Below are 18,871 nucleotides of genomic sequence, written 5' to 3' on the forward strand. Positions count from 1 at the left end.
GTCCGGACCGCCGGGCCGCCGGGCACTGCGGACGGCCCCGGACGCGCCGAGGACCTTGAACGCGAGCAGGCGTGAGCCGGTTCAGAGCGCGGCGGCGACGGCGTTCGCGACGGCGACACGGACCGGGTCCGGGTCGGCCCAGCTCCAGTTCGGGTGGGCGCGGTTGGTGAGCAGCACGAGCACCAGCTTGCGGCGCGGCTCGACCAGCAGCGACGTGCCGGTGAACCCGGTGTGCCCGAACGTCGCCGGCCCGGCCAGCCTCCCCATGAACCACGGCTGGTTCAGGGTGACGCCGAGACCGTGGTCCGAGGGGCGGCGGGGGCGCTCCGCGTCGTACGCCTTCTTGCCCTTGTTGGCGTTGGTCAGCATCCGCGTCACCATCGCCGTGGAGAGGATCCGTCGGCCGTTGTAGGTGCCACCGTCGAGCAGCATCTGCCCGATGGCGGCGACGTCCCTGGCGGTGGCGAACACTCCGGCGTGGCCCGCGACACCACCGAGGACGTTGCAGACGTCGTCGTGGACGATCCCGCGCAGCAGGCCACGGGAGCTGCGGGCATCCGTGGCGACGAGCCGCTTCGCCTTCGCCGGGGCGCTCAGCCACTTCAGCGGCAGGAAGCCGGTGTCCGTCAGGCCGAGCGGGGTGGTCACGTTGTCGGCCAGCGCCCTGTCGAGTGACGTGCCGGTCAGCTTCTCCACCAGCTGACCCAGGACCATCAGCCCGGTGCTCGAGTAGCGGAACGCGTCGCCGGGCCTGGCGCCGGACAGCAGCGGGGTGGTGAGAACCGCCTTGCGCCGGGCGGCGTTGCTCGGCAGCCCGGTCACCTTCGCGCCGACCGGGAGCGCGCCGGTGTGCGCGAGCAGCATCGCCACCGTGACCCGGTTCTTCCCGGCGCCGGTGAACCCGGGCAGGTAGGTCTGGACCGGAGCGTCCAGGTCGAGCCTGCCGCGGTCGGCCAGTTGCAGGACGAGGATCGCGGTGTAGACCTTGGTGAGGGAGGCGGTGTCGAAGACCGAGTCGGGTCGCATGGCGACCCGTCTGCCCGCGGGCAGCTCCCTCGGGCCGGCCGCGTAGCGCAGGGCGTGCCCGACGGCGGTGTGCATGGTGACCTTGCCGTCGACCATGGCCAGCGCCACGGCCCCGGCGTACCCCGGATGCTTCGGATTCTGCGGGGTGGGCTTGAGATTCCTGGTCAGGATGCCGGTGACGGCCGTGGTGTACTGCGGTCCGGCGGCGGGCGCCGCCGCCGGGCCGGGGACGGTCCTGAGGGCATCGGGCCTGACCACCTGGGGCCTGGCGGCACAGCCGGCCAGCGCGGCGGTGGCGGCGAACCCGGCTCCGAGAAACGCACGACGGTCGACGGTCATCCCGGAGATGATCCCAGACGTTCTTCCTGCGGGGAGTTTGCCCGGGGCTGGAGGTCCGCTTGAGGTGACGGGCGGATCGTCATCGTCATGAGCGCATCGAGTGTCGACCTCCCACCGTTCCGGCCCACCCCGATCGTCTACCCGAGCCTGGGGCGCGCGATCCTGGACAGCTCGATGACCGTCGGACGTACGATCCTGGTCACCGGGGCGGGTCTCGGGTTGCTGATCGGCTTCGCGCTGGTCATCGCGTTCGGGCTGACGACGGGGGCGGGCCTGCTGGGGTTCGAGGCCGCGTCCCGTCACTGACCCGAGCCGACCGCGGTTCCCGCCGCCGTGCGGGAGGACGACGGCCGCCACTCGCGCCTGAGCAGCCCGAACACCCACGAGTCCGAGACCTCGCCATTCACGACGCAGTCTTCCCGCAGCGTCCCCTCGCGAACGAACCCGAGCTTCTCCAGCACACGGGCGGATGCCACGTTGCGTGTGTCGGTCTCCGCCTGAACCCGATTCAGATCCAGGTTGTCGAACGCCCACCGCAGCACGCCACCCGCGGTCTCCGTCGCATAGCCGTGACCCCATGCCGCTTCGCGGTAGCAGTAGCCCAGCGCCGCGCTGCGATAGTCCGGATTCCACCGGGTCAGGCCGCACCAACCGATGAACGCCCCATCGGAGAGACGATCCACGGCCAGCCGCGCCCCGGTGCCCTCCGCTGCCATCTGCCGGCACGCTGCGATGAACCGCTGCGCGCGCGCCGGGTCGGTCCAGGGCGGCGCGTCCCAGTAGCGCAGCACGGAGACGCTGCTGTGCACCGCGAAGAGGGCGTCCGCATCGGCGTCGTCGAAGGGACGTAGCCGGAGCCGAGCGGTGTGCAACGTCGGGGTGACCAGTGCCATACGCCTCATGCTCCTCCGTGACCGATGGCCGAGCCACCGGATATCCGGCGCCGGCGACGTGGCGGCCGCCGTCGATGCCGTGCGCCAGGCCTGCCCGGGTGTGCCGTCGGCGTGACCACCTGCCTGTGGATCAGCGACCGCGACCCCGCCCGGCGGCTGGCGGCCGTGTCGGGCTGGACCGCCCTGCCGACGGCGGCCCGGCCCGACGACGGGATCCTCGCCGCCCTCGACGAGGCCCGGCGAGCCGGTCACCGGCAACGCCGACCTGGTCGGCACGCCCTTCGCCGGAGGTCCCGCTCGTGGTCCGCCGGCTGATCACGATGGCCCCGGCGATGGCGGTTCTGCTGGCCGGCGCCGACCCCACCCAGGCGCTGGTCTGGTCACAGGTGGTGCTGTCGTTCGGGGTGCCGTTCGCGCTGGTCCCGTTGATCTGGCTGACCCGCCGCCGCGATGTGCTCGGCGATCAGGTGAACCGCCCGGTCACCACCGCGGTGGCGTCGATCGTAGCGGCACTGATCATCGCCTTGAACGCGTTCCTGCTGGTCAGAATGGTTGGTTGAGCCGCGTGGACAGGGGAAACCGGGCTCCCATGCCGACTCACAACAAACCGGCCCGTCCGGCCAGCGCCGCGGCCTCGGCCCGGCTGGACACGTGCAGCTTGCGCAGCAGCGCGGCGGTCAACCGTTTGACGGTACGTTCGGACACGTGCCGCTGGGCCGCGATCTCGATCGTCGACGCCCCGGCCGCGATCGAGCGCAGCAGTCCCAGCTCGTCGGCGCTCAACCCGGCCGGCACCGGTGCCGGCGCACGGTGCCGGCCGGAGTCCAGCAGTGCGGTGAGCAGGCTGTCGGGCAGCACCACCCAGCCGTTGATCGCGGCGAGCAGCGGCTGCAGGAGATCGGCGGCGTCGCTGCTCTTGGGCAGGAAGCCGTTGGCCCCGCGCCGCAGCGCCGTGACCGCCACAGCCGGGTCGTCGTCGCCGGACATGGCCAGGATCCGTGCCCGGGGCGCGGCACGGCGCACCGACTCGATGGCGTGCAGCCCGCCCGGCGGTGGCATGTGCAGATCCACCAGCACCACGTCGGGCACGCTGTGGCGGACCACGCTCGCCGCGTACGCCTCATCGCCGCTGCTGGTCACCACGGTCGCGCGGCCGTCGCTCACTTCGGGCAGCAGCAGCTCGAGTCCTCGTACGAAAAGGTCGTGGTCATCGATGACCGCGACTCTGATCCCGGTGCGCATGGCGTCGGTTTGCCCTGACCGGGCCGAGTTGACCCGGCTGGCGGCCGAGCACGTGGCCTATGCCGAGGCGATCCTGGGCCAGGCCGCCGGCACCGTGTCCGGTCTGCCGGACCGTCCGGTCGCGGCCGTCGCGCTCGGTGATCTTCTGCCGGCGGTCGCGGTGACCGCCCCGGCCGACGCGCTCACCGTCTCGGCCAGCCGCGCCGCGCTGCGCTGGCCGGTGCATCCGCGCAACACCCAGCAGATCCTGATAAACCTGGTGAGCAACGCGGTACGCCACGCGCCCGGCCCGGCCCGGCTGGTCGCCCGGGTGCGGGCCCGCCACGTCCGCATCGCCGTCACCGACCGGGGCGATCTCACCGACGGGCTGCCCACCGCCCTGCGACGGCGGACCGCACCGCCCGACGATCGTGGACTCGGCCTGTGGGTGGTCCGGCAGTTGGTCGCCGAACTCGGCGGGACCATCCGTGCCCGGCCGCTGGCCCCCACCGGCCTGGCGATGGAGGCGACGTTGCCGCGATACCGCACCTGACCCGTACAGGCCGCCGCTCGGCTCGATCGGGTCACCTCGAAGGGAAGGAGAACCCCATGAGACCGGAACTCACCGTTCGCACTCTGATCCTCGCGATGTGGCTGACCGCCCTGATCCTCGCCGGGGCCGGCGCGCTGACCGTTCCACTGGCGCTGGCGATCATTCTGACCTGGGCCGCGCCGATGGTCCGCGACCGCCGCCGACCCGTACCGGTCGTGGCCACATGACACCGGACGCCGACGTCACGTTCATCGGCAACGCCACCGTCCTGCTGCGCCTCGGCACGTTCACGGTCCTCACCGACCCGGCGTTCGGGCCGGCGGGCAGCCGCGTCCACCTCGGCTACGGCGCGTGGACCCGACGCCGCAAAGACCCGGCGATGGCGTACGCCGACCTGCCGTCCCTCGACATGGTCCTGCTGTCGCACCTGCACGGCGACCACTTCGACCGCGCCGCGCGCCGGGCGCTGCCGTCGACCCTGCCGATCGTCACCACCCCACAGGCGCAGCGCCGCCTGCGCCGCCGCGACTTCACCGCCACCGGGCTGCCCACCTGGGACGCCCGGGAGTGGCGCCGCGACGGGCAACTGCTGCGGGTCACCGCCCTGCCCGGCCGGCACGGCCCCGGATTCGTCGACCGGCTGCTGCCCGACGTGATGGGCTCGCTGCTCGAGTGGGAGGTCGACGGCGAGCAGCGGCTGCGGCTCTACATCACCGGCGACACGCTGTACCGGCCACATCTCGGCGAGATCCGGGAGCGGTGCGGCGAGATCGACGCGATGCTCATCCACCTCGGCGGCACCCGGCTGCTCGGCCTGCTGCTGACCATGGACGCCCGCCAGGGTGCCGACCTGACCGGCCTGATCCGCCCGCGGCTGACCCTGCCGATCCACTACGACGACTACTCGGTGATGAAGTCCCCGCTCAGCGATTTCCTCACCGAATGCGACAACCGGTCGCTCACCAGCATCCAGGTCCTCGAACGCGGCCGGGTGGCGAGCCTGTCCCCGGTCGCCTGACCGGCCGTGCCGCCCATCGCCGCCGACATCGGTCGGGGTGCGGCCCGATGGGATCGACATACGAGGCGGTGCTAGACATACGAGGCGGTGCTAGGAGCCGCGGACCTCGACGCGACCGTGACAGCGCTGCGCGACGCCGGGTCACCGCGACCGTGGTGCCGCGGGCGCTGACCAGCGCGTATCGCCACTGCGCCCCGGCCTCCCGGCCACCGTGGTCCCGCGGTGGCCCGGACGTCTCACCGACGTCTGAGCGAGGCGTGGAAGAACCGCCAGCCCACCGTGGCGATGTCGGTGTCCCAGCCGAGAGCGCCGAGGCTTGCCCGCAACTCGTCGGGGGAGTGCAGGACCTTGACGGCACGGAAGGCCTGACCGGTGGTGAGCTCGCGGCGGACGGCGGGTGCCGGCTGTCCCGGCGCGGGATGCTCCACGGTGGCCACCGCCGGCAGCTCGTCGATCACGAACACCCGGCCGTCCGGGGTCAGGCAGTCGGCGACGAGCGCCCAGAAGTCGTCGAAGCGCTGCGGCGGGACGTGCGACAGCCAGGCCGAGAAGAACACGAAGTCGTAGCGCTCCCGCGGCCGCCACGTGAACAGGTCGGCCTCGACGAGGTGCACCGCGGCGCCCTCGACGCGCCGGCGGCAGATGGCCAGCGCCTCGGGGGCGGCGTCGACGGCGGTCACCGTCGTGGCGTGGCGGGCGAGCTCGGCGGTCCACTGCCCGGTGCCGCACGCCAGCTCCAGCACCCTGCCGTAGGGCGCATGCCGCTCCATCGCGGCCAGCAGCTGAGCACGGGAGCCGGCGTCGGCGTGGGTGTCGAGGGGATAGGTGGCGTCGTACTCACCGGCGCGGGTGCGGTAGTAGGCGATCTGCTCGGCCAGGAGACCGTCCAATTCGCTGTCTGCCATCGGCCCAGCATGCCAGGCCGAGCGGCCCCCGGGATGCCGTGCGCCTCCCGCTTTCCCGATCCCGCCCGGCACATGCCGTGCGCCTTCCGCTTTCCTGATCCCGCGATCAGGCGGCGCGGGCGCTGTCGACCTCCGGGAGGACGGGCTGGTGAGGGGGTGTGCGAAGGCCGAGGCGGCCGCCGGTCACGACGAGCAGGAGCGCCGCGGCGGCGCCCGCGCCGATCAGGTTGACCAGGTTGGCGTCGCCGCCGTCCAGGGTGGTGAAGACCTCCGCCCAGACCAGGGTGTACGTGGTGTTGATCGCGGCGTGGAAGAACATGACGATCGGCAGGCTCTGCCCGGTGCGGTTGAAGATCCAGGTCATCACGATGCTGAGCGGGATGCAGCAGAGGACGAAGAGCACCGGGTGCGTCCACGACTTGTTCGTCCCGCCCCACTCGGTGAGGAACAGCGGCAGATGCCAGCAGCCCCACAGGAAGCCGAGGATGACCGTGCCGGGCAGTGGCCCGTACCGCTCCTGCAGCCGGGGCAGGGCGAAGTCACGCCAGCCGGGCTCCTCGGCCGCCGCCGTGGTGATCAGCTGGACGCCGAGCATCGGCAGGAACGCGACCAGGATCTGCCAGCCGGGCACGGACAGACCCGCCAGCGCGCCGGGAACGGGCAGTGTCGCGAGCATGATCGTGGCCGGGACCAGTAGCAGGATCGCGACGTACCAGCGCCAGCCGACCCGCCAGCGGACCAGGCGCTGGGCCCACTGCCGGAGACCGGCGCGGCCCTCGACGAGCGAGGTGACGATGAACGCGGCGCCGAGCGGCCCGAGGTAGGCGCCGGGCAGCATGCCGACCACTTGGCCCGCAGCCCCGGTGGGGAGCTGGAACTCCGGTTCCCAGTCGAGGCCGGTGTTGCCCAGCACGTACGGCGTCCACGCGGCCCAGCTCAGCCCGAAGGCGAGGGCGAAGAACGTCAGTACCGGGTATCGGCGGACGAGTGCGCGAACCGTCTCCACGGCTTCTCCGATCGGGACGTCAGAAGTTGCTCTGCCGAGTTGTCTCGGCGGTTCCGAGTCCATCAGCCGGAGACGGTTCGATCACTCCCGGAGACACCCGAATCGGGGTACAGCAGGCTGTACCGGTTCTCGGTGCCGCACCGATCAGTCGCTGTCCGTGATGTTCATTTCGTAGGTGTAGCCGCACGAGAACGACCATTCGTTGACCGACGACGTCAGTCGCTCGTTGCTGCCGGAGTCGTAGGAGGCGACTCCGTAGGCGGTGCTGCCGCTGGCGTCGAAGGTGCCCGACGCATACGTGCGGCTCGCGCTCAGGTACCCGGAATTGAAGCCGTCGGTCACCGATTTGAGGTCGTCATAAACGGAGTAGGAGGTGTAAGTGCTGTTGTTCATCCGAACGATGACCTTGTAATCGCCGCTGTAATTGATGACGATGCCGGCCTTGTCGTTGTTGCACTGCGAGGCGGAGTCGCTGCTCTTGTACGACGTCCAGGCCCAGTTCACGGACCCGTCGCCGGCCGAGACACCGACCGGGGAGGCCGGGCGGGCCGTGGTCGCCGCGGCGGGAGCCGCCGCCACCAGCATCACCCCGCCGAGAATCCCTGAAACTGCCGCCGTACGGCGCCATCCGCGCTTGTTGATGATTTTCGTGGTTGACATGGTCGATCCTTCTGGTCTGATTGACGAGACGTGATGCGCGCGATATCGACATCGGAATACGCAACGCCAATCCGACCACGTGGGCGCGAATTCGATGGCACTTCCCGGGATCGCCAGCCGTTCAACCGATGACGGCGATAGGCCGTTCGGGTGATGCGAGCACCGGTGGGCTGTCCGCGCTGCGCCGGGTGGCGGATCGCCGCGACGACGGTCTCAGTGGCCTCCGCTGATCACGGCGGCGGGGACGGCGAAGCGATCGCATCCGGCAAGGTGTCGCTCAGATCAGCCGGCGTCGCCGGGCAGGACCACGATGCCGTCGTCGTCGCTGACGATGTGGGCGCCGGGGGTGAAGCGGCAGCCGCCGATCTCCAGTTCCACGTCGCGCTCGCCGGCGCCGGTCTTGCCGCTCTTGCGGGGGTTGGAACCGAGGGCCTTGATGCCGATCGGCAGCTCGCGCAGGGCGCCGACGTCGCGGACGGCGCCGTTGATGATGACGCCGGCCCAGCGGTTGCCGACGGCGAGGCCGCCGATGATGTCGCCCATCAGGGCGGTGTGCAGCGAGCCGCCGCCGTCGACGACGAGCACGCGGCCGTCGCCCGGTTCGGTGAGCACCGATTTGAGCAGGGCGTTGTCCTCGAAGCAGGAGACGGTGACGGCGGGGCCGTGGAAGACGGTGGCACCGCCGTACTGGCGGAACTGGGTGTCGCAGGAGCCGAGGCTCTCGCCGTGCTCGTCGTACAGGTCGGCGGTGCTGTTCATGGGTTTCCCTTCGGTGGGGCCGTGGGCGCCGCGCGACCCGGCGGTGGGCGAGGGGCGCAGGAACAGGATGGCACCGAGCCGCAGCCCGGTCTGTCTCAGGGCGTGCCCTCGATCGTGCCGGCGCGGGCCCCGGGCTCGCCGTGCTTCAGCAAGCCTCATCGAGTAATAGAGGTCTCCATTAGTTCGCGCGCGCCACCAAGGGGGGAGTAGTGGATCCCGAAACGGACGGTGGGATCGACTCCTGCCGACGGGAGGCCGCTCCGTTTCGGCGACGTTTCGGCGACATTGATAGGACCTACCGCCCTCGCCGGCGGGCAGTGTGACCTCACCCACTGGCCAACATTTCATGGTGAAATCAAAGAGACCGGAAGGTCATCAGAAATTAACGCGCCCAGAGGGTTAGCGGCAGCTCAAGGGCGATGCAAAACAATATAGGAAGATCATAAACCCGCGCGGGAGGCGGCAATTTTATGAATTTGTAACCCGTGCTGAATATAAACGTTCAGGGCGATGGGTCGCATGTCGGCAGATCTTCCTGTTCCCTGGTCTACGGCACCGAATCCACGGTGCTGGATATCGATGGCTTTCGGGAGCATCCATGACGGCACCGCCAGTTCCGCCGGCCCGGGCAGCCCGCCTGGCATGGCGGCCGCTGCAGCGCTCGACGCGCGTAGCCATCATTGCGGCGCTCGCCGCCACGCTGTTCTACCAGCTGTTCCTGCTCAACCCGGCGTACCGCGGGCCCGGCTGGCTCTGGTTCGCCATGCTGGCTGCCGAAGGCCTGACCGCCCTGCACCTGATCGGCACGTGGTGGACCATCCTGGCCCACGACGACCGGCCCGAGACGGTGGACGCCACGGTCTGGCGCAACCGGCTGCGGGCCGGGTCGGACGTCCCGTCCATCGACGTCTTCATCACCGCGTACGGCGAGGAGCCGGCGCTGGTCCAGCGCACCATGGTCGCGGCCCGCGACATGGATCTGCCACACCGGACGTTCCTGCTAGACGACGGCGACAGCGACGAGCTGCGCGAGATCGCGGACCAGGTGGGCATCGGCTATCTGCGCCGCCCGGGCGGCGCGCACGCGAAAGCCGGCAACGTCAACGCCGGGCTGGCCCGCACCAACGGGGAGTTCGTGGTCATCTTCGACGCCGACCACGTGCCCGACGCGAACTTCCTGCTCAGCATCCTGCCGCACTTCCACGACGCGGACGTGGCCTTCGTCCAGTCCCCGCAGTTCTATACGAACAACGTGAATCTGGTCGCCACCGGCTCCGGCGAGGCTCAGCGCATCTTCTACGAGCTCGTCTGCCCGGGCAAGAACCACTTCAACGCCGCCTTCTGCGTCGGTACGAACGTGATGTTCCGGCGGGCCGCGCTGGACAGCATCGGCGGCATCTGGACGGGCAGCAACTCCGAGGACATCTGGACGTCGATCGAGCTGCACAAGCGCGGCTGGAGGTCCATCTACGTCCCGCAGGTGCTGGCTCGCGGGCTGGCCCCACAGGACGTCCCGTCGTATCTGAAGCAGCAGTTGCGCTGGGCGAGCGGTGGTTTCGAGGTGCTGCTACGCGGTCGGCTGTTCAAGCGCGGCATCGGCCTGACCATCGACCAGCGACTGCAGTACCTGTTCTGCGGCACGCATTACCTGCTGTCCGTGGCGATGCTGACCTTCATGCTCTTCCCGGCGCTCTACCTCCTCTTCGCGCTGAGCCCGATTCGCGCCGACGGCCTCGCCTGGGCGACCCACTACCTGCCGTTCCAGGCTGCCGTGCTGCTGGTCACCTGGCTGCAGTCGGGCGGGTTCAAGCTGTCGGCGATCGTGGCCAGCATCGGCGCGACGCCGGTGCATCTGCGAGCGCTCGGCGGCGTGCTGCTCGGCCGCCCGGCGAAGTGGAAGGCCACCAACGCCGGCGGCGACGGCACCCGGTCGCTGTGGGCCGTCATGCCGTTGTTCGCGCTGTTGGTGCTGAACGTCACCGCCATCGTGGTCGGTGTGCTCGTCATGGCCGATCCGGGACCGACCTGGCTGTCCGTCGGCTGGGCCTCCATGATCGTCCTGATTCTCGGCCGGATGATCCTCGAATCGGTCACCGGCGGCCGGCTCCGGCAGGGCGCGAAGCCACCGGCCGGATCGTCGCAGGCCCCGCGCCCGCCCGTCGGCGGACAGACCACGACCCGGCCGCAACAGGTCACGGCGACCGCCTGACCTCTCCGTCCACCCCATCCGCCGCCTGATCCGGTCCACACCGCCGAGAGGGTACGACCATGAGCGCCACGATCGACAATGTCAGAACCTACGACAACGACTCGACCAGGGTCATTCAGCTTGCCGCCCCGGCGGACCCGCCGCCGAAGCGCCGAGGACGCAGTGCGCTGCGAGTCGTGCGTACCAGCCTGGTCGTACTGATCCTGCTGGCGGCGGCCGGTGCGGGCGGCACCCACATCGTGCGGCAGCGCCTCGCCGAACAGAACATGGTGGATGCCGGTACGGCCGTTCTCATCGCGCAGCCGATAACCGTCGGCTCGGCCGACGCCGCCGTCGTCACCGACATGCTGACCACCGAGCGGACCAGCGTCACCGCCGGCGCGGTCCTGGCCACCATCACCCTGACCGCGGACGGCGACGGCAACGCGCGACGAGTGCAGAAACTGCAGGCGCCCGCCGCGGGCATCATCACCAAGATCAACGTTGCTCCGGGGCAGATCGCCCGAGCCGGTGAGCCGATCGTCACCCTGTACGACCCGGCCAAGGTCGCCTTCGCGGTCGACGTGCCGCTCGAGAAGCTGCGCAAGTTCCGGCTCGGGATGACCGCTTACGTGACAGGTCCCGGCCTGTCCAGCCGGATAACCGCCACGCTGGAGAAGGTCGAGCCGAAAGTCGATGCCGACCGCCCGGCGAGCGCTGTGGACGAGTTGACCATCGTGCTGCGGCCGGACCCGGCGGCCCGTGCCACCGTGCGGACGCTGGTGCCGGGACTGCAGTTCGCGGTGGTCGTCGACACCACCACGGCCGTCGGCAGCACCCCCGCCGTGAACAGCGCATGAACCGCCGCATCCTGGCGATGACCGCGATCGCGGCGCTCATCGCACCGACGGCGTGCACCTCCACTCCGGACGCCGCGCCGCCGGACCCGGCTCCGGCCGCGCCGGCACCGAACGCCGGAACGGTCATGGAGGACGCCGCCGCGTCGCCGCTCACGCTTCCCGTGGTAGCAGGCAGCGGAAGCATCGCCAAGGAACTGCCGGCCGGCTCCGCACCGGGCAAGGCCCCCGCACAGGCCGGCGACCTCACCGGCCAGGCGGTGCCGACCAACCAGTGGTGGAGCTCCGCGCTGACCGGGCCCCGCACCCAGCCGATCTGGACCCACCCGCTGGCCGTGCAGGCCGCCGCCGGCGGTCTGCAGATCAGTGGCGCGTCGCTCACCGCCTCCGCCAACGCCGTCATCACCCCGTTTCTGCCCGCCCTCACCGTCGGCGCGGCCACCGGCGCCGTGAGCGTCGTCAGCTACGGCGCCTTCCACGTCGTCCTGCGGGTCGGCCTCGCCGGCGGCGGCCGGGTCGATGTCACCCTCGCGCAGGGCAGCCCGGTGGTGTGGCTGCGCTTCGACGGGGCGGCGCCCACCCTGACCGGCACCTTCCGCGACGTCGGTAGCTCAGCCACCCGGGCCCGGTTCGACATCGCGGGCGGGCGCTGGGACGTCCTGGGCACCGACCTGGCGCAGTCCGGGACCACCGTCACCGGGTCGGGCGAGCAGATCGCCGTCGCCAGGGTCCCGATCGGCGCCGAGCAGGCGAGCTGGGAGAAGGCCAGCACCGGCGATCCGATCGTGCAGACCACGGCCACCACGGCGTACGACGCCACGGCCGGGACGGTCACTCAGACGCTCACCGCACGCCGGGCCGCCGGTGGGTCCGGAGCGTGGGCCCTGCTGCCGCACCACCAGGTGGGCCTGGTCGCCGGGCCGGTGCCACTGGCGGGCACCTTTCCGGACGCGCGGGGGACGATGTCTGTGGTCGCGGCCGGCGCGGTGCAGGTCAGGACCTCGATGCCCGGCCTGCTCACCGCCATGCCGAAGGTCTCGCTGAGCAAGGCGGCGACCAGGGCCGTGCTGGCCGACCTGGACCGTGACCTGGCCGATCCGCCCGGCGCGGGCGGCAGCTACTTCGGACTCAAGGAACTCGGCCGGCTGTCCACCGTCGCCGAGATCGCGGCCGCCTCCGGGGCGGACGGACAGCGCACGGCGGCGCTCGACCTCTTGCGGCCGCAACTCGTCGACTGGCTCACCTACACGGGGCCGTCCGACGGGCGGTACTTCGGCTACGACCCGACCTGGGGCGGGCTGATAGCCGTCCCCGCCGAGTTCGGCGCACAGGACTACAACGACCATCACTTCCAGTACGGCTACCTGGTCCGCGCCGCAGCCGTGCTGGCGACGGCCGATCCCGCATTCGCCCGGGACTACGGCGACGTGGTCGACCTGATCATCCGCGACTACGCCGGCTCGCTGGCGATCGGCCCCGCGAGCGGACTGCCGCCGTTCCGGGCCTTCAACGCCTACCTGGGAAGCTCGGCCGCCTCGGGCTTCGCCCCCTTCGCCGACGGCAACAACCAGGAGTCGTCCAGCGAAGCGGTGGCGGCCTGGGAGGCGGTGGTCCGCTGGGGAGTCGTCCGCGACAACACGCAGATGACCGGGTACGGCATCGCCCACTACGCTCTGGAGGCGGCGACGGCCCGGATGTACTGGCTTGGCGAGGGCTTGACCCGCGAGGCCGGATACGCGCACACCACCGCGGGCATCGTCTGGGACGCCAAGATCGACTATGCGACCTGGTTCGACCCCAAGCCCGAGTCCGTCCTCGGCATCCAGTTGCTGCCGTTGACCGCCGGTGCGTTCTACCGCGGTCCGTCGGCCGCCCGCCAGAAGGAGCTGGGCGACAAGCCCACGGTCTGGGGCGACCTCTTCGCCGCCGACCTCGCCCTCTCCGACCCGGAGGCCGCCCGCCGCCGACTCGACGCCGGAGTCTCCCGAGAGGAGAGCACCAGCCGGGCGATGGTCCGCTACTGGGTCGAGGCCCTGGCCGTGCTGGGACCCCCACAGCCGAAAGCCGCCGCGCCGGTGGGGTCGCTGGTGTTCGGGCCCGCGGACGCCCCCGGATCCTGCGGGCGCCCGGACGTTGACCGTCGACACCTTTCGCGGTCAGGGGCCGGCGTGGCGCTCTCGGCCAGGGATCGCACCCAGGGCCCGCCCTGGGTGCGAGCCCCGTCTTCAGCGGGGCGGCAGGAGTCCCCGGACCGACTAGGACCAGGCGTACGGATTGCGGCGGGCCGACCGGGACGTCAGGGGGTCTTGCGGCGGCGGCCGACCAGCAGGGCGAGCGCACCCACACCCACGACGACCAGCAGGCCGCCGACGACGAACGGCAGCACTCCACTGCCCTCGTCGCTGACCTTCTCGAGGTTGGGGGCCGCCTCTCCGATGATGGTCTTCTCCGGCTCCGGCTCGTCCACCGCCGCGAGGGGGCTCGCCTTCGCTGCGGGTGAGGACGATGTCCTGGTGGGCGCGGCCAGCGCGGTCAGAGTCACCTGCACGCTCGCGGTGTCACCGGCCGCGCCCTGGACGGTGGCACGGGCGGTGCGGTAGCCGTCCTTGGCCGCGGCGACCTTGATCGACCCCACGCTGATCGGCTTGGCGGCGGTCGACTTGATCGTGAACCGGCCGTTGGGCTCGCTGGTCGTACGGTATTCGTGTCCTTCGCTGTCGCGGACCGCCAGGGCCACGCCGCCGACAGCCTTCCCGCCCGCGTCGCGGACCCGGCCGGTGACCCGGTCGACCGGCTTCTCCGTCTCGGGAGCCCCGGCGCCCGAGCCGTGGACGTAGACCATCTTGAAGTCGAAGCTGTTCTGCCCGCCGAGACGCACGGCGACGGAGATGTTGAGCCCGCTCGTCTCACCCGCGGCCGCGGCGGGCGCGACGACGGTCGCCTCGAAGTCGCGGCTCTTGCCGGCGCCGAGGTTCGGCTCCGCCCGGCATCCGGTGGTGCATTTCAGGCCCGCGCCGACGACCACGATGGCCGTCTCGGCCGCGGACCCGGTGTTCGTGACGCGGAATCGCACCCGGACCTTATCGCCGGGCTCCACGTTCTCCGCCGACACGCTCAGGATCTTGATGGGGGCCGGTGCGCCGGCCGCGGGAGTAGCGGCCACCGCGAGCGTCCCGCCGGTCAGCGCGAGCAATGCGGCGGCTCGGGCCCATCGGGCACGTAGGCGCGTCGTCACGTCACATCCACCTTGAGCGCGTCGTCACGTCACAACCACCTGAAGCGCGTCGTCACGTCACAACCACCTTGAGTAAGGACAAAGCGACACCGGCCGATGACGCCGCGGGCCACTATGCCCTGTCGGGGTGGGTTCGCGCGACCCGAAGGGGCAACCGGGTCGCGCGCCACCGGCCGACAGCGGCTGTCACGCCTGGTGGGGCGCGGGCTGAGCCGCTGCGGGTTCGGATCCGCCGCATCACGGCCCCGCACAGGGCAGGAACTGTCCGCGATGGTCGTTCAGCGGCGGCGGATCGCAGGCCGCGGGGACGGGCTTGCCCACAGCCGTACCCGGGCGGGTCGATGTCTCACCGCAACCGGAGGCTGTCCAGGAGGTTGACGGTGTCGAGGGTGACGTGCGGGGCGATCGCGTGGTACGCCCACACGTGAACCCAGGCGTTGCCGGTGCGCTGGGTCAGCACCGCCTTGATGATGCCCGGCCCCAGATACTGCAGGAACAGAAGGATCACCGAGAGCAGCGCGGCGTCCGCGGTGTCGTAGACCGCCCACGACTCGAAGACGTGGATGACCGCGTAGGCGACACCGCCGAGGATCGCGGTGGTGGCCGGGGAGCCGGTCAACCGTGCGAATCGGGGCAGCAGGATCGCGTAGATGAAGATCATGATGGGCAGCACGGTCCCGAGGAAGTTGACCGTGAACGCCAGCGGGATGCCGATCATCAGCTCCCGGGGGCTGAGGTCGAAGATCGCGCTGCTCAGCCCGCCCAGTTCGGCGAGCGACTCGATCGCCAGGATGACGGCGATCAGGATCGCGTCGCCACGCCGGTCGGAGGACCGCAGGCTGAGCTGTGTGGACGTGTAGCCACGGCGGCGGAACACCAGATACGGGACGACCGCAAAACCGACCAGGTTGTACGCCACCCAGCCGATCACCCAGCCCGCGTGCAGGGTCTGGCCGTGCAGTCCGTAGATGGTGCCCGGCAGGTGCAGGCTGTACGCGTGCTCGCCGGCGAGCTTCCCGACCGCCAGGCCGCCCAGGCTGACCAGTACGCCGTACGCGATGAGGGTGAAGGTCTCGCGGCGGGCGACCGCCGGCTCGGGTGAGCGTTGCGCGAGGTCGATGCGGGGGCGCCGCCGGGTGATGGCGAAGGTGACGGCTACCAGGATCAGCGGCACCACCAGATTGATCTGCCCGCTGATCACCGCGCCGGAGGCGGTCTCCGGGTGGTGGCCGCGCTGGAACGGCAGTCCGTCGGGTGCCAGCAGGAAGACCGCGGCGCTGGCGAGCACCCAGAGGACGGCGGTGATCTGCACACTGCGCTGCCGGAGGAGTCCGCGGGCCGCTCGGGTTTCGGTTGTCATGACACTCCGTCTAGTGGCTGTAGAGTTGTCTACAACCTATAGAAAAGTGGAGTGCTGTCAAGATGGCTGGATGGGTGCCACAGGATCGCCGCGAGCCAGATACCGCGAGCAGCTCCGCGAAGAGATCAAGCAGGCGGCCAAGGGGCAGCTCGACAACGCCGGCGGGGCGGCCGGGTTGTCACTGAACGGGATCGCCCGAGAGCTCGGCATGCGTGGGCCGTCGCTCTACCACTACTTCGCGTCCCGGGACGCGCTGCTGGACGAACTGCTGCTCGACACCTACCGCGAGGTGCTCGACGGGATGCGCGAGACAGTCGCCGCCGCGCGGGCCGACGGGCTGCCGGCCCTGCAGATCCTGCGGCGGGTGGCGCTGGACTACCGCGGCTGGGCGATACGGCAGCCGGCACTCTTCGATCTGCTGTACGGGCGACCGCTGCCCGGATACCAGGCGCCGCCGGAGACAGGGCCGCTCGCCCGCGAGAATCTGATGATCATGATCGGGCTGATCCATGAGGCCCGTGGCTCCGGCGGCGACGAGTTGCGCGAGATCGCCGTGCGGTTCCTGGCCCGGCTGCACGGCCTGATGACACTGGAGGTCAACGGTCATCTGGCGCTGATGGTCCCCGACCCCGAAGGCGTCTACACCCGCGAGGTCGACGCGGTCCTGGCCTGGACGGTGTCACCCGACGCTCCGTGACGCGTCCGCGCCACGCCCTCCGACCGACATCGGCGCAGCGTGACCGGCTGCCCATGCGATCATCTCGCCTGTGGCGGTCGAGTACCACCGACGGTCTCCGACCGACAACCCGAGGACGGCGTCGCCCATGTGACCCCGTCACTGCGCGAGTGGCTCTGGACCTGGGCCGAACGCGGGAACGTGTGGGACCCGGTCCTCGAGAGCCAGGAGCTATGAGCCTTGAGCCCGCTGCGCGGCGTGCCGGCGGGAAATAGGCTGAGCCGGTGACCGGCGAGTCTCCGATCGATCGACAACGTCAGGATCCCATCGAGATCGTTCCGTACGACAGCGGCTGGCCGGCGGCATTCGACCGGCAACGGGCAAGGGTGGAAGCGGTGCTGAAGCCCTGGATCGCCGGTCCGGTCGAGCACATCGGAAGCACCTCGATCCCGGGAATGTCGGCAAAGCCGATCATCGACATGGCCGCCCGGACTCCCGACTACCAGCACACCGTCGGCCTCGCCGAAGCCATGGCGGGCATCGGCTGGGTCCACGCGCCCGAGCCCGGTGACGAACAGGCCCGGAAATGGTCATTCTGCTTCCCCGACATCGCTCGGCGCACCCATCACCTGCACATATTCGAGGTCGATGCCGACAGCTGGCAGTCGCTACTCACCTTCCGCGACCACATGCGAACCCACCCCGGCGACGCCGCCGAGTACGGACGGCTCAAGACGCTCCTCGCGGCCGCAGACGCCCACGACCGTCCTCGCTACCGCGCTGCCAAGGCGCCGTTCATCAGAGACCTCCTGAAGCGCATCGAGTCGTCAGACCCATGACCACCGGCTTCGCGTACGCCGGCCGGCGTCACCGCGATCGCCGCGGCCACACTGCCGCGCGTACGGAGCCCGGCGCTCGGTGTCCTCATGGCGCTCCGTGGGAGACCTGGCAAAATGGCCGGCGTGACGTACCAGGTGCGGCCGCTCGGGCCGGGGGATCAGCAGCTCGCGTGGGCCCTCGGAAGCCTCGCGTTCGGATACCACGAACGACCCATGCCGGAGGGTTGGGCCTCGGATTCCCCCGGCCGGCGGACGCTCGGCGTCTTCGACGCGGCCGGACGGCTGGTCGCCAAGGCGGTGGACCGCGAGCAGGGCCAGTGGTTCGGCGGCCGGGTCGTGCCGACCTGCGGCGTCGCCGGCGTGGCGACCGCGGCCGAGCTGCGCGGGCGTGGCCTGGGCAGGCTCGTGCTGACCCGCCTGCTGCAGGACGCCCGGGAGCGCGGCGCGGTGATCAGCACGCTGTTCGACACCACTCCGGGGCCGTACCGGGCTCTGGGCTGGGAGGAGGTCGGTGCGCTGGTCTACTACACGGTGCCGACCCGGGTGCTGGCCGAGATCCGCTCCGATGAGCAGACGACCCTGCGACCGGCGACCGAGGCCGATCTGCCCGCCGTCGACGACGTCTATCGTGAGGTGGCCCGGACGGGCACCGCCATGATGGAACGCTCCGGGCCCGCCTTCGCCACGACCCCCGCGCAGCAGCTGACCGATTACCACGGGTTCACCGTCGCCGTCGACGGGTCCGGCGCCGTGGTCGGGTATGCCAGGTGGGATCGCGGCCCGGGCTACGACGCGAGCGGCAAGCTCACCGTGGACGACCTGATCGGACTGACACCCGGGGCGACGCGCGCGTTGCTGGCGATGCTCGGCGGGTGGGCCAGCGTCGCGCCGACGGTGGTGATCCGGCTGGCCACCCCCGACCCGGTCTGGTCGCTGCTGGCGCGGGGCGACGCGAAGCCGGAGTCCACGCAGCCGTGGATGCTGCGCGTCGTCGACGGGTCCGGCGCGATCGCTGCCCGTGGCTGGCCGCGGCACCTGACCGGCGAGGTCGACTTGGAGTTGATCGACGACGTCTGCCCGTGGAATCAGGGCCGCCACAGGCTGGTGCTCTCCGGCGGCGACGGGCGGCTGGAGCCGGGCGGCGCGGGCACTGTCCGGCTGACACCACGCGGCCTGGCCGCCTGGTATGCGGGCGCCGCCACGCCGCAGCAGCTACGGCGCAGCGGTCTGCTGACCGGCGGGGACGCGGACACCGACGAACTACTGCGCACCGCCACCGCCGGCCCCGCGCCGACACTGCACGACTACTTCTGAGGACCGGCCTCCGGTGGGCGCC

Annotated in this window: 20 protein-coding genes and 1 pseudogene; 12 read left to right on the top strand and 9 right to left on the bottom strand. The window is 70.9% G+C overall.

Annotated elements, in window-relative coordinates; genetic code table 11:
• Positions 1-81: 81 nt before the first annotated feature.
• Complete coding sequence (locus ACQPZW_RS19260; RefSeq protein ID WP_433796283.1) at positions 82-1,365, bottom strand: serine hydrolase domain-containing protein; 1,284 nt, start codon at positions 1,363-1,365, stop codon at positions 82-84.
• Between the two features lie 87 nt (positions 1,366-1,452).
• On the opposite strand from ACQPZW_RS19260, the gene ACQPZW_RS19265 reads away from it, so the two are divergent.
• Positions 1,453-1,671, top strand: coding sequence for a hypothetical protein (locus ACQPZW_RS19265; protein WP_433796284.1), 219 nt, complete (start codon positions 1,453-1,455; stop codon positions 1,669-1,671).
• On the opposite strand, the gene ACQPZW_RS19270 is transcribed toward ACQPZW_RS19265, so the two are convergent.
• Positions 1,665-2,258 carry a GNAT family N-acetyltransferase gene (locus ACQPZW_RS19270; protein WP_433796285.1) on the bottom strand — a complete coding sequence of 198 codons (594 nt, stop codon included), beginning with the start codon at positions 2,256-2,258 and terminating at the stop codon, positions 1,665-1,667. The two genes, ACQPZW_RS19265 and ACQPZW_RS19270, sit on opposite strands and share 7 nt — an antisense overlap.
• Positions 2,259-2,369: 111 nt before the next feature.
• Between ACQPZW_RS19270 and ACQPZW_RS19275 the strand changes: the two genes are divergently transcribed.
• Together ACQPZW_RS19275 and ACQPZW_RS19280 are read left to right on the top strand one after the other, a co-directional pair.
• Entirely contained in the window at positions 2,370-2,573 is a 204-nt protein-coding gene (locus ACQPZW_RS19275; protein ID WP_433796286.1) for a hypothetical protein, read from the top strand.
• Positions 2,558-2,818, top strand: coding sequence for a divalent metal cation transporter (locus ACQPZW_RS19280; RefSeq protein ID WP_433796287.1), 261 nt, complete (start codon positions 2,558-2,560; stop codon positions 2,816-2,818). The genes ACQPZW_RS19275 and ACQPZW_RS19280 overlap by 16 nt, the downstream gene beginning before the upstream one ends.
• A gap of 37 nt (positions 2,819-2,855) precedes the next feature.
• Here ACQPZW_RS19280 and ACQPZW_RS19285 read toward each other — a convergent pair whose 3' ends face one another.
• The gene (locus ACQPZW_RS19285; RefSeq protein WP_433796288.1) at positions 2,856-3,500 is read right to left on the bottom strand and encodes a response regulator transcription factor; all 645 of its coding nucleotides are present in this window, start codon (positions 3,498-3,500) and stop codon (positions 2,856-2,858) included.
• Between ACQPZW_RS19285 and ACQPZW_RS19290 the strand changes: the two genes are divergently transcribed.
• Genes ACQPZW_RS19290 through ACQPZW_RS19300 form a run of 3 tightly spaced genes read left to right on the top strand, consistent with a single transcriptional unit; the run spans position 3,472 to position 5,050 of the window.
• Positions 3,472-4,032 (top strand): sensor histidine kinase, encoded by a 561-nt coding sequence (locus ACQPZW_RS19290; protein ID WP_433796289.1) that lies wholly within the window; start codon positions 3,472-3,474, stop codon positions 4,030-4,032. The two genes, ACQPZW_RS19285 and ACQPZW_RS19290, sit on opposite strands and share 29 nt — an antisense overlap.
• 56 nt (positions 4,033-4,088) lie before the next feature.
• On the top strand, positions 4,089-4,259 hold the full coding sequence (locus ACQPZW_RS19295) for a hypothetical protein (protein ID WP_433796290.1): 171 nt from the start codon (positions 4,089-4,091) through the stop codon (positions 4,257-4,259).
• Entirely contained in the window at positions 4,256-5,050 is a 795-nt protein-coding gene (locus ACQPZW_RS19300) for an MBL fold metallo-hydrolase (protein ID WP_433796291.1), read from the top strand. The genes ACQPZW_RS19295 and ACQPZW_RS19300 overlap by 4 nt, the downstream gene beginning before the upstream one ends.
• Before the next feature lie 236 nt (positions 5,051-5,286).
• Here the strand turns inward: ACQPZW_RS19300 and ACQPZW_RS19305 are convergent, their stop codons facing one another.
• The 4 genes from ACQPZW_RS19305 to rraA form a co-directional block, all read right to left on the bottom strand.
• Positions 5,287-5,955 carry a class I SAM-dependent methyltransferase gene (locus ACQPZW_RS19305; RefSeq protein ID WP_433796292.1) on the bottom strand — a complete coding sequence of 223 codons (669 nt, stop codon included), beginning with the start codon at positions 5,953-5,955 and terminating at the stop codon, positions 5,287-5,289.
• A gap of 106 nt (positions 5,956-6,061) precedes the next feature.
• Entirely contained in the window at positions 6,062-6,961 is a 900-nt protein-coding gene (locus tag ACQPZW_RS19310) for a CPBP family intramembrane glutamic endopeptidase (protein WP_433796293.1), read from the bottom strand.
• A gap of 144 nt (positions 6,962-7,105) precedes the next feature.
• Positions 7,106-7,549, bottom strand: coding sequence for a hypothetical protein (locus tag ACQPZW_RS19315; RefSeq protein WP_433796294.1), 444 nt, complete (start codon positions 7,547-7,549; stop codon positions 7,106-7,108).
• Positions 7,550-7,903: 354 nt separating this feature from the next.
• Complete coding sequence (gene rraA / locus ACQPZW_RS19320) at positions 7,904-8,380, bottom strand: ribonuclease E activity regulator RraA (RefSeq protein ID WP_433796295.1); 477 nt, start codon at positions 8,378-8,380, stop codon at positions 7,904-7,906.
• A 598-nt stretch (positions 8,381-8,978) separates the two neighbouring features.
• Between rraA and ACQPZW_RS19325 the strand changes: the two genes are divergently transcribed.
• The 3 genes and pseudogenes from ACQPZW_RS19325 to ACQPZW_RS19335 form a co-directional block, all read left to right on the top strand.
• Positions 8,979-10,589, top strand: coding sequence for a glycosyltransferase family 2 protein (locus ACQPZW_RS19325; RefSeq protein WP_433796296.1), 1,611 nt, complete (start codon positions 8,979-8,981; stop codon positions 10,587-10,589).
• A gap of 59 nt (positions 10,590-10,648) precedes the next feature.
• Complete coding sequence (locus ACQPZW_RS19330) at positions 10,649-11,428, top strand: HlyD family efflux transporter periplasmic adaptor subunit (RefSeq protein ID WP_433796297.1); 780 nt, start codon at positions 10,649-10,651, stop codon at positions 11,426-11,428.
• Between the two features lie 1,022 nt (positions 11,429-12,450).
• Positions 12,451-13,326: pseudogene (locus ACQPZW_RS19335) on the top strand (glycosyl hydrolase); the annotation flags it as partial.
• Between the two features lie 395 nt (positions 13,327-13,721).
• Here the strand turns inward: ACQPZW_RS19335 and ACQPZW_RS19340 are convergent.
• On the bottom strand, positions 13,722-14,660 hold the full coding sequence (locus tag ACQPZW_RS19340) for a carboxypeptidase-like regulatory domain-containing protein (RefSeq protein ID WP_433796298.1): 939 nt from the start codon (positions 14,658-14,660) through the stop codon (positions 13,722-13,724).
• A gap of 346 nt (positions 14,661-15,006) precedes the next feature.
• A complete protein-coding gene (locus ACQPZW_RS19345; RefSeq protein ID WP_433796299.1) occupies positions 15,007-16,020 on the bottom strand; it encodes a hypothetical protein in 1,014 nt (337 codons plus the stop codon).
• 70 nt (positions 16,021-16,090) lie between these two features.
• Between ACQPZW_RS19345 and ACQPZW_RS19350 the strand changes: the two genes are divergently transcribed.
• From ACQPZW_RS19350 to ACQPZW_RS19360, 3 genes are all read left to right on the top strand, one after another.
• Positions 16,091-16,717, top strand: a complete 627-nt coding sequence (locus tag ACQPZW_RS19350) for a TetR/AcrR family transcriptional regulator (RefSeq protein ID WP_433796300.1) — start codon at positions 16,091-16,093, stop codon at positions 16,715-16,717.
• A 263-nt stretch (positions 16,718-16,980) separates the two neighbouring features.
• Positions 16,981-17,535, top strand: coding sequence for a GrpB family protein (locus ACQPZW_RS19355; RefSeq protein WP_433796301.1), 555 nt, complete (start codon positions 16,981-16,983; stop codon positions 17,533-17,535).
• Positions 17,536-17,658: 123 nt separating this feature from the next.
• Positions 17,659-18,849, top strand: coding sequence for a GNAT family N-acetyltransferase (locus tag ACQPZW_RS19360; protein WP_433796302.1), 1,191 nt, complete (start codon positions 17,659-17,661; stop codon positions 18,847-18,849).
• Positions 18,850-18,871 lie beyond the last annotated feature (22 nt).

Origin of the sequence: Actinoplanes sp. CA-252034 (assembly GCF_050956125.1) — a bacterium.
In the GTDB taxonomy this organism is placed as follows: Bacteria; Actinomycetota; Actinomycetes; order Mycobacteriales; family Micromonosporaceae; genus Actinoplanes.

What these genes read in the sequence shown, in the direction of transcription:
- ACQPZW_RS19350 (WP_433796300.1), top strand. Translation starts at nt 16,091, where the DNA reads ATGGGTGCCACAGGATCGCCGCGAGCCAGATACCGCGAGCAGCTCCGC.
- ACQPZW_RS19270 (WP_433796285.1), bottom strand. Translation starts at nt 2,258, where the DNA reads ATGGCACTGGTCACCCCGACGTTGCACACCGCTCGGCTCCGGCTACGT.
- ACQPZW_RS19260 (WP_433796283.1), bottom strand. Translation starts at nt 1,365, where the DNA reads ATGACCGTCGACCGTCGTGCGTTTCTCGGAGCCGGGTTCGCCGCCACC.
- ACQPZW_RS19345 (WP_433796299.1), bottom strand. Translation starts at nt 16,020, where the DNA reads ATGACAACCGAAACCCGAGCGGCCCGCGGACTCCTCCGGCAGCGCAGT.
- ACQPZW_RS19265 (WP_433796284.1), top strand. Translation starts at nt 1,453, where the DNA reads ATGAGCGCATCGAGTGTCGACCTCCCACCGTTCCGGCCCACCCCGATC.
- ACQPZW_RS19295 (WP_433796290.1), top strand. Translation starts at nt 4,089, where the DNA reads ATGAGACCGGAACTCACCGTTCGCACTCTGATCCTCGCGATGTGGCTG.
- ACQPZW_RS19285 (WP_433796288.1), bottom strand. Translation starts at nt 3,500, where the DNA reads ATGCGCACCGGGATCAGAGTCGCGGTCATCGATGACCACGACCTTTTC.
- ACQPZW_RS19330 (WP_433796297.1), top strand. Translation starts at nt 10,649, where the DNA reads ATGAGCGCCACGATCGACAATGTCAGAACCTACGACAACGACTCGACC.
- ACQPZW_RS19290 (WP_433796289.1), top strand. Translation starts at nt 3,472, where the DNA reads ATGACCGCGACTCTGATCCCGGTGCGCATGGCGTCGGTTTGCCCTGAC.
- ACQPZW_RS19305 (WP_433796292.1), bottom strand. Translation starts at nt 5,955, where the DNA reads ATGGCAGACAGCGAATTGGACGGTCTCCTGGCCGAGCAGATCGCCTAC.
- ACQPZW_RS19300 (WP_433796291.1), top strand. Translation starts at nt 4,256, where the DNA reads ATGACACCGGACGCCGACGTCACGTTCATCGGCAACGCCACCGTCCTG.
- ACQPZW_RS19325 (WP_433796296.1), top strand. Translation starts at nt 8,979, where the DNA reads ATGACGGCACCGCCAGTTCCGCCGGCCCGGGCAGCCCGCCTGGCATGG.
- rraA (WP_433796295.1), bottom strand. Translation starts at nt 8,380, where the DNA reads ATGAACAGCACCGCCGACCTGTACGACGAGCACGGCGAGAGCCTCGGC.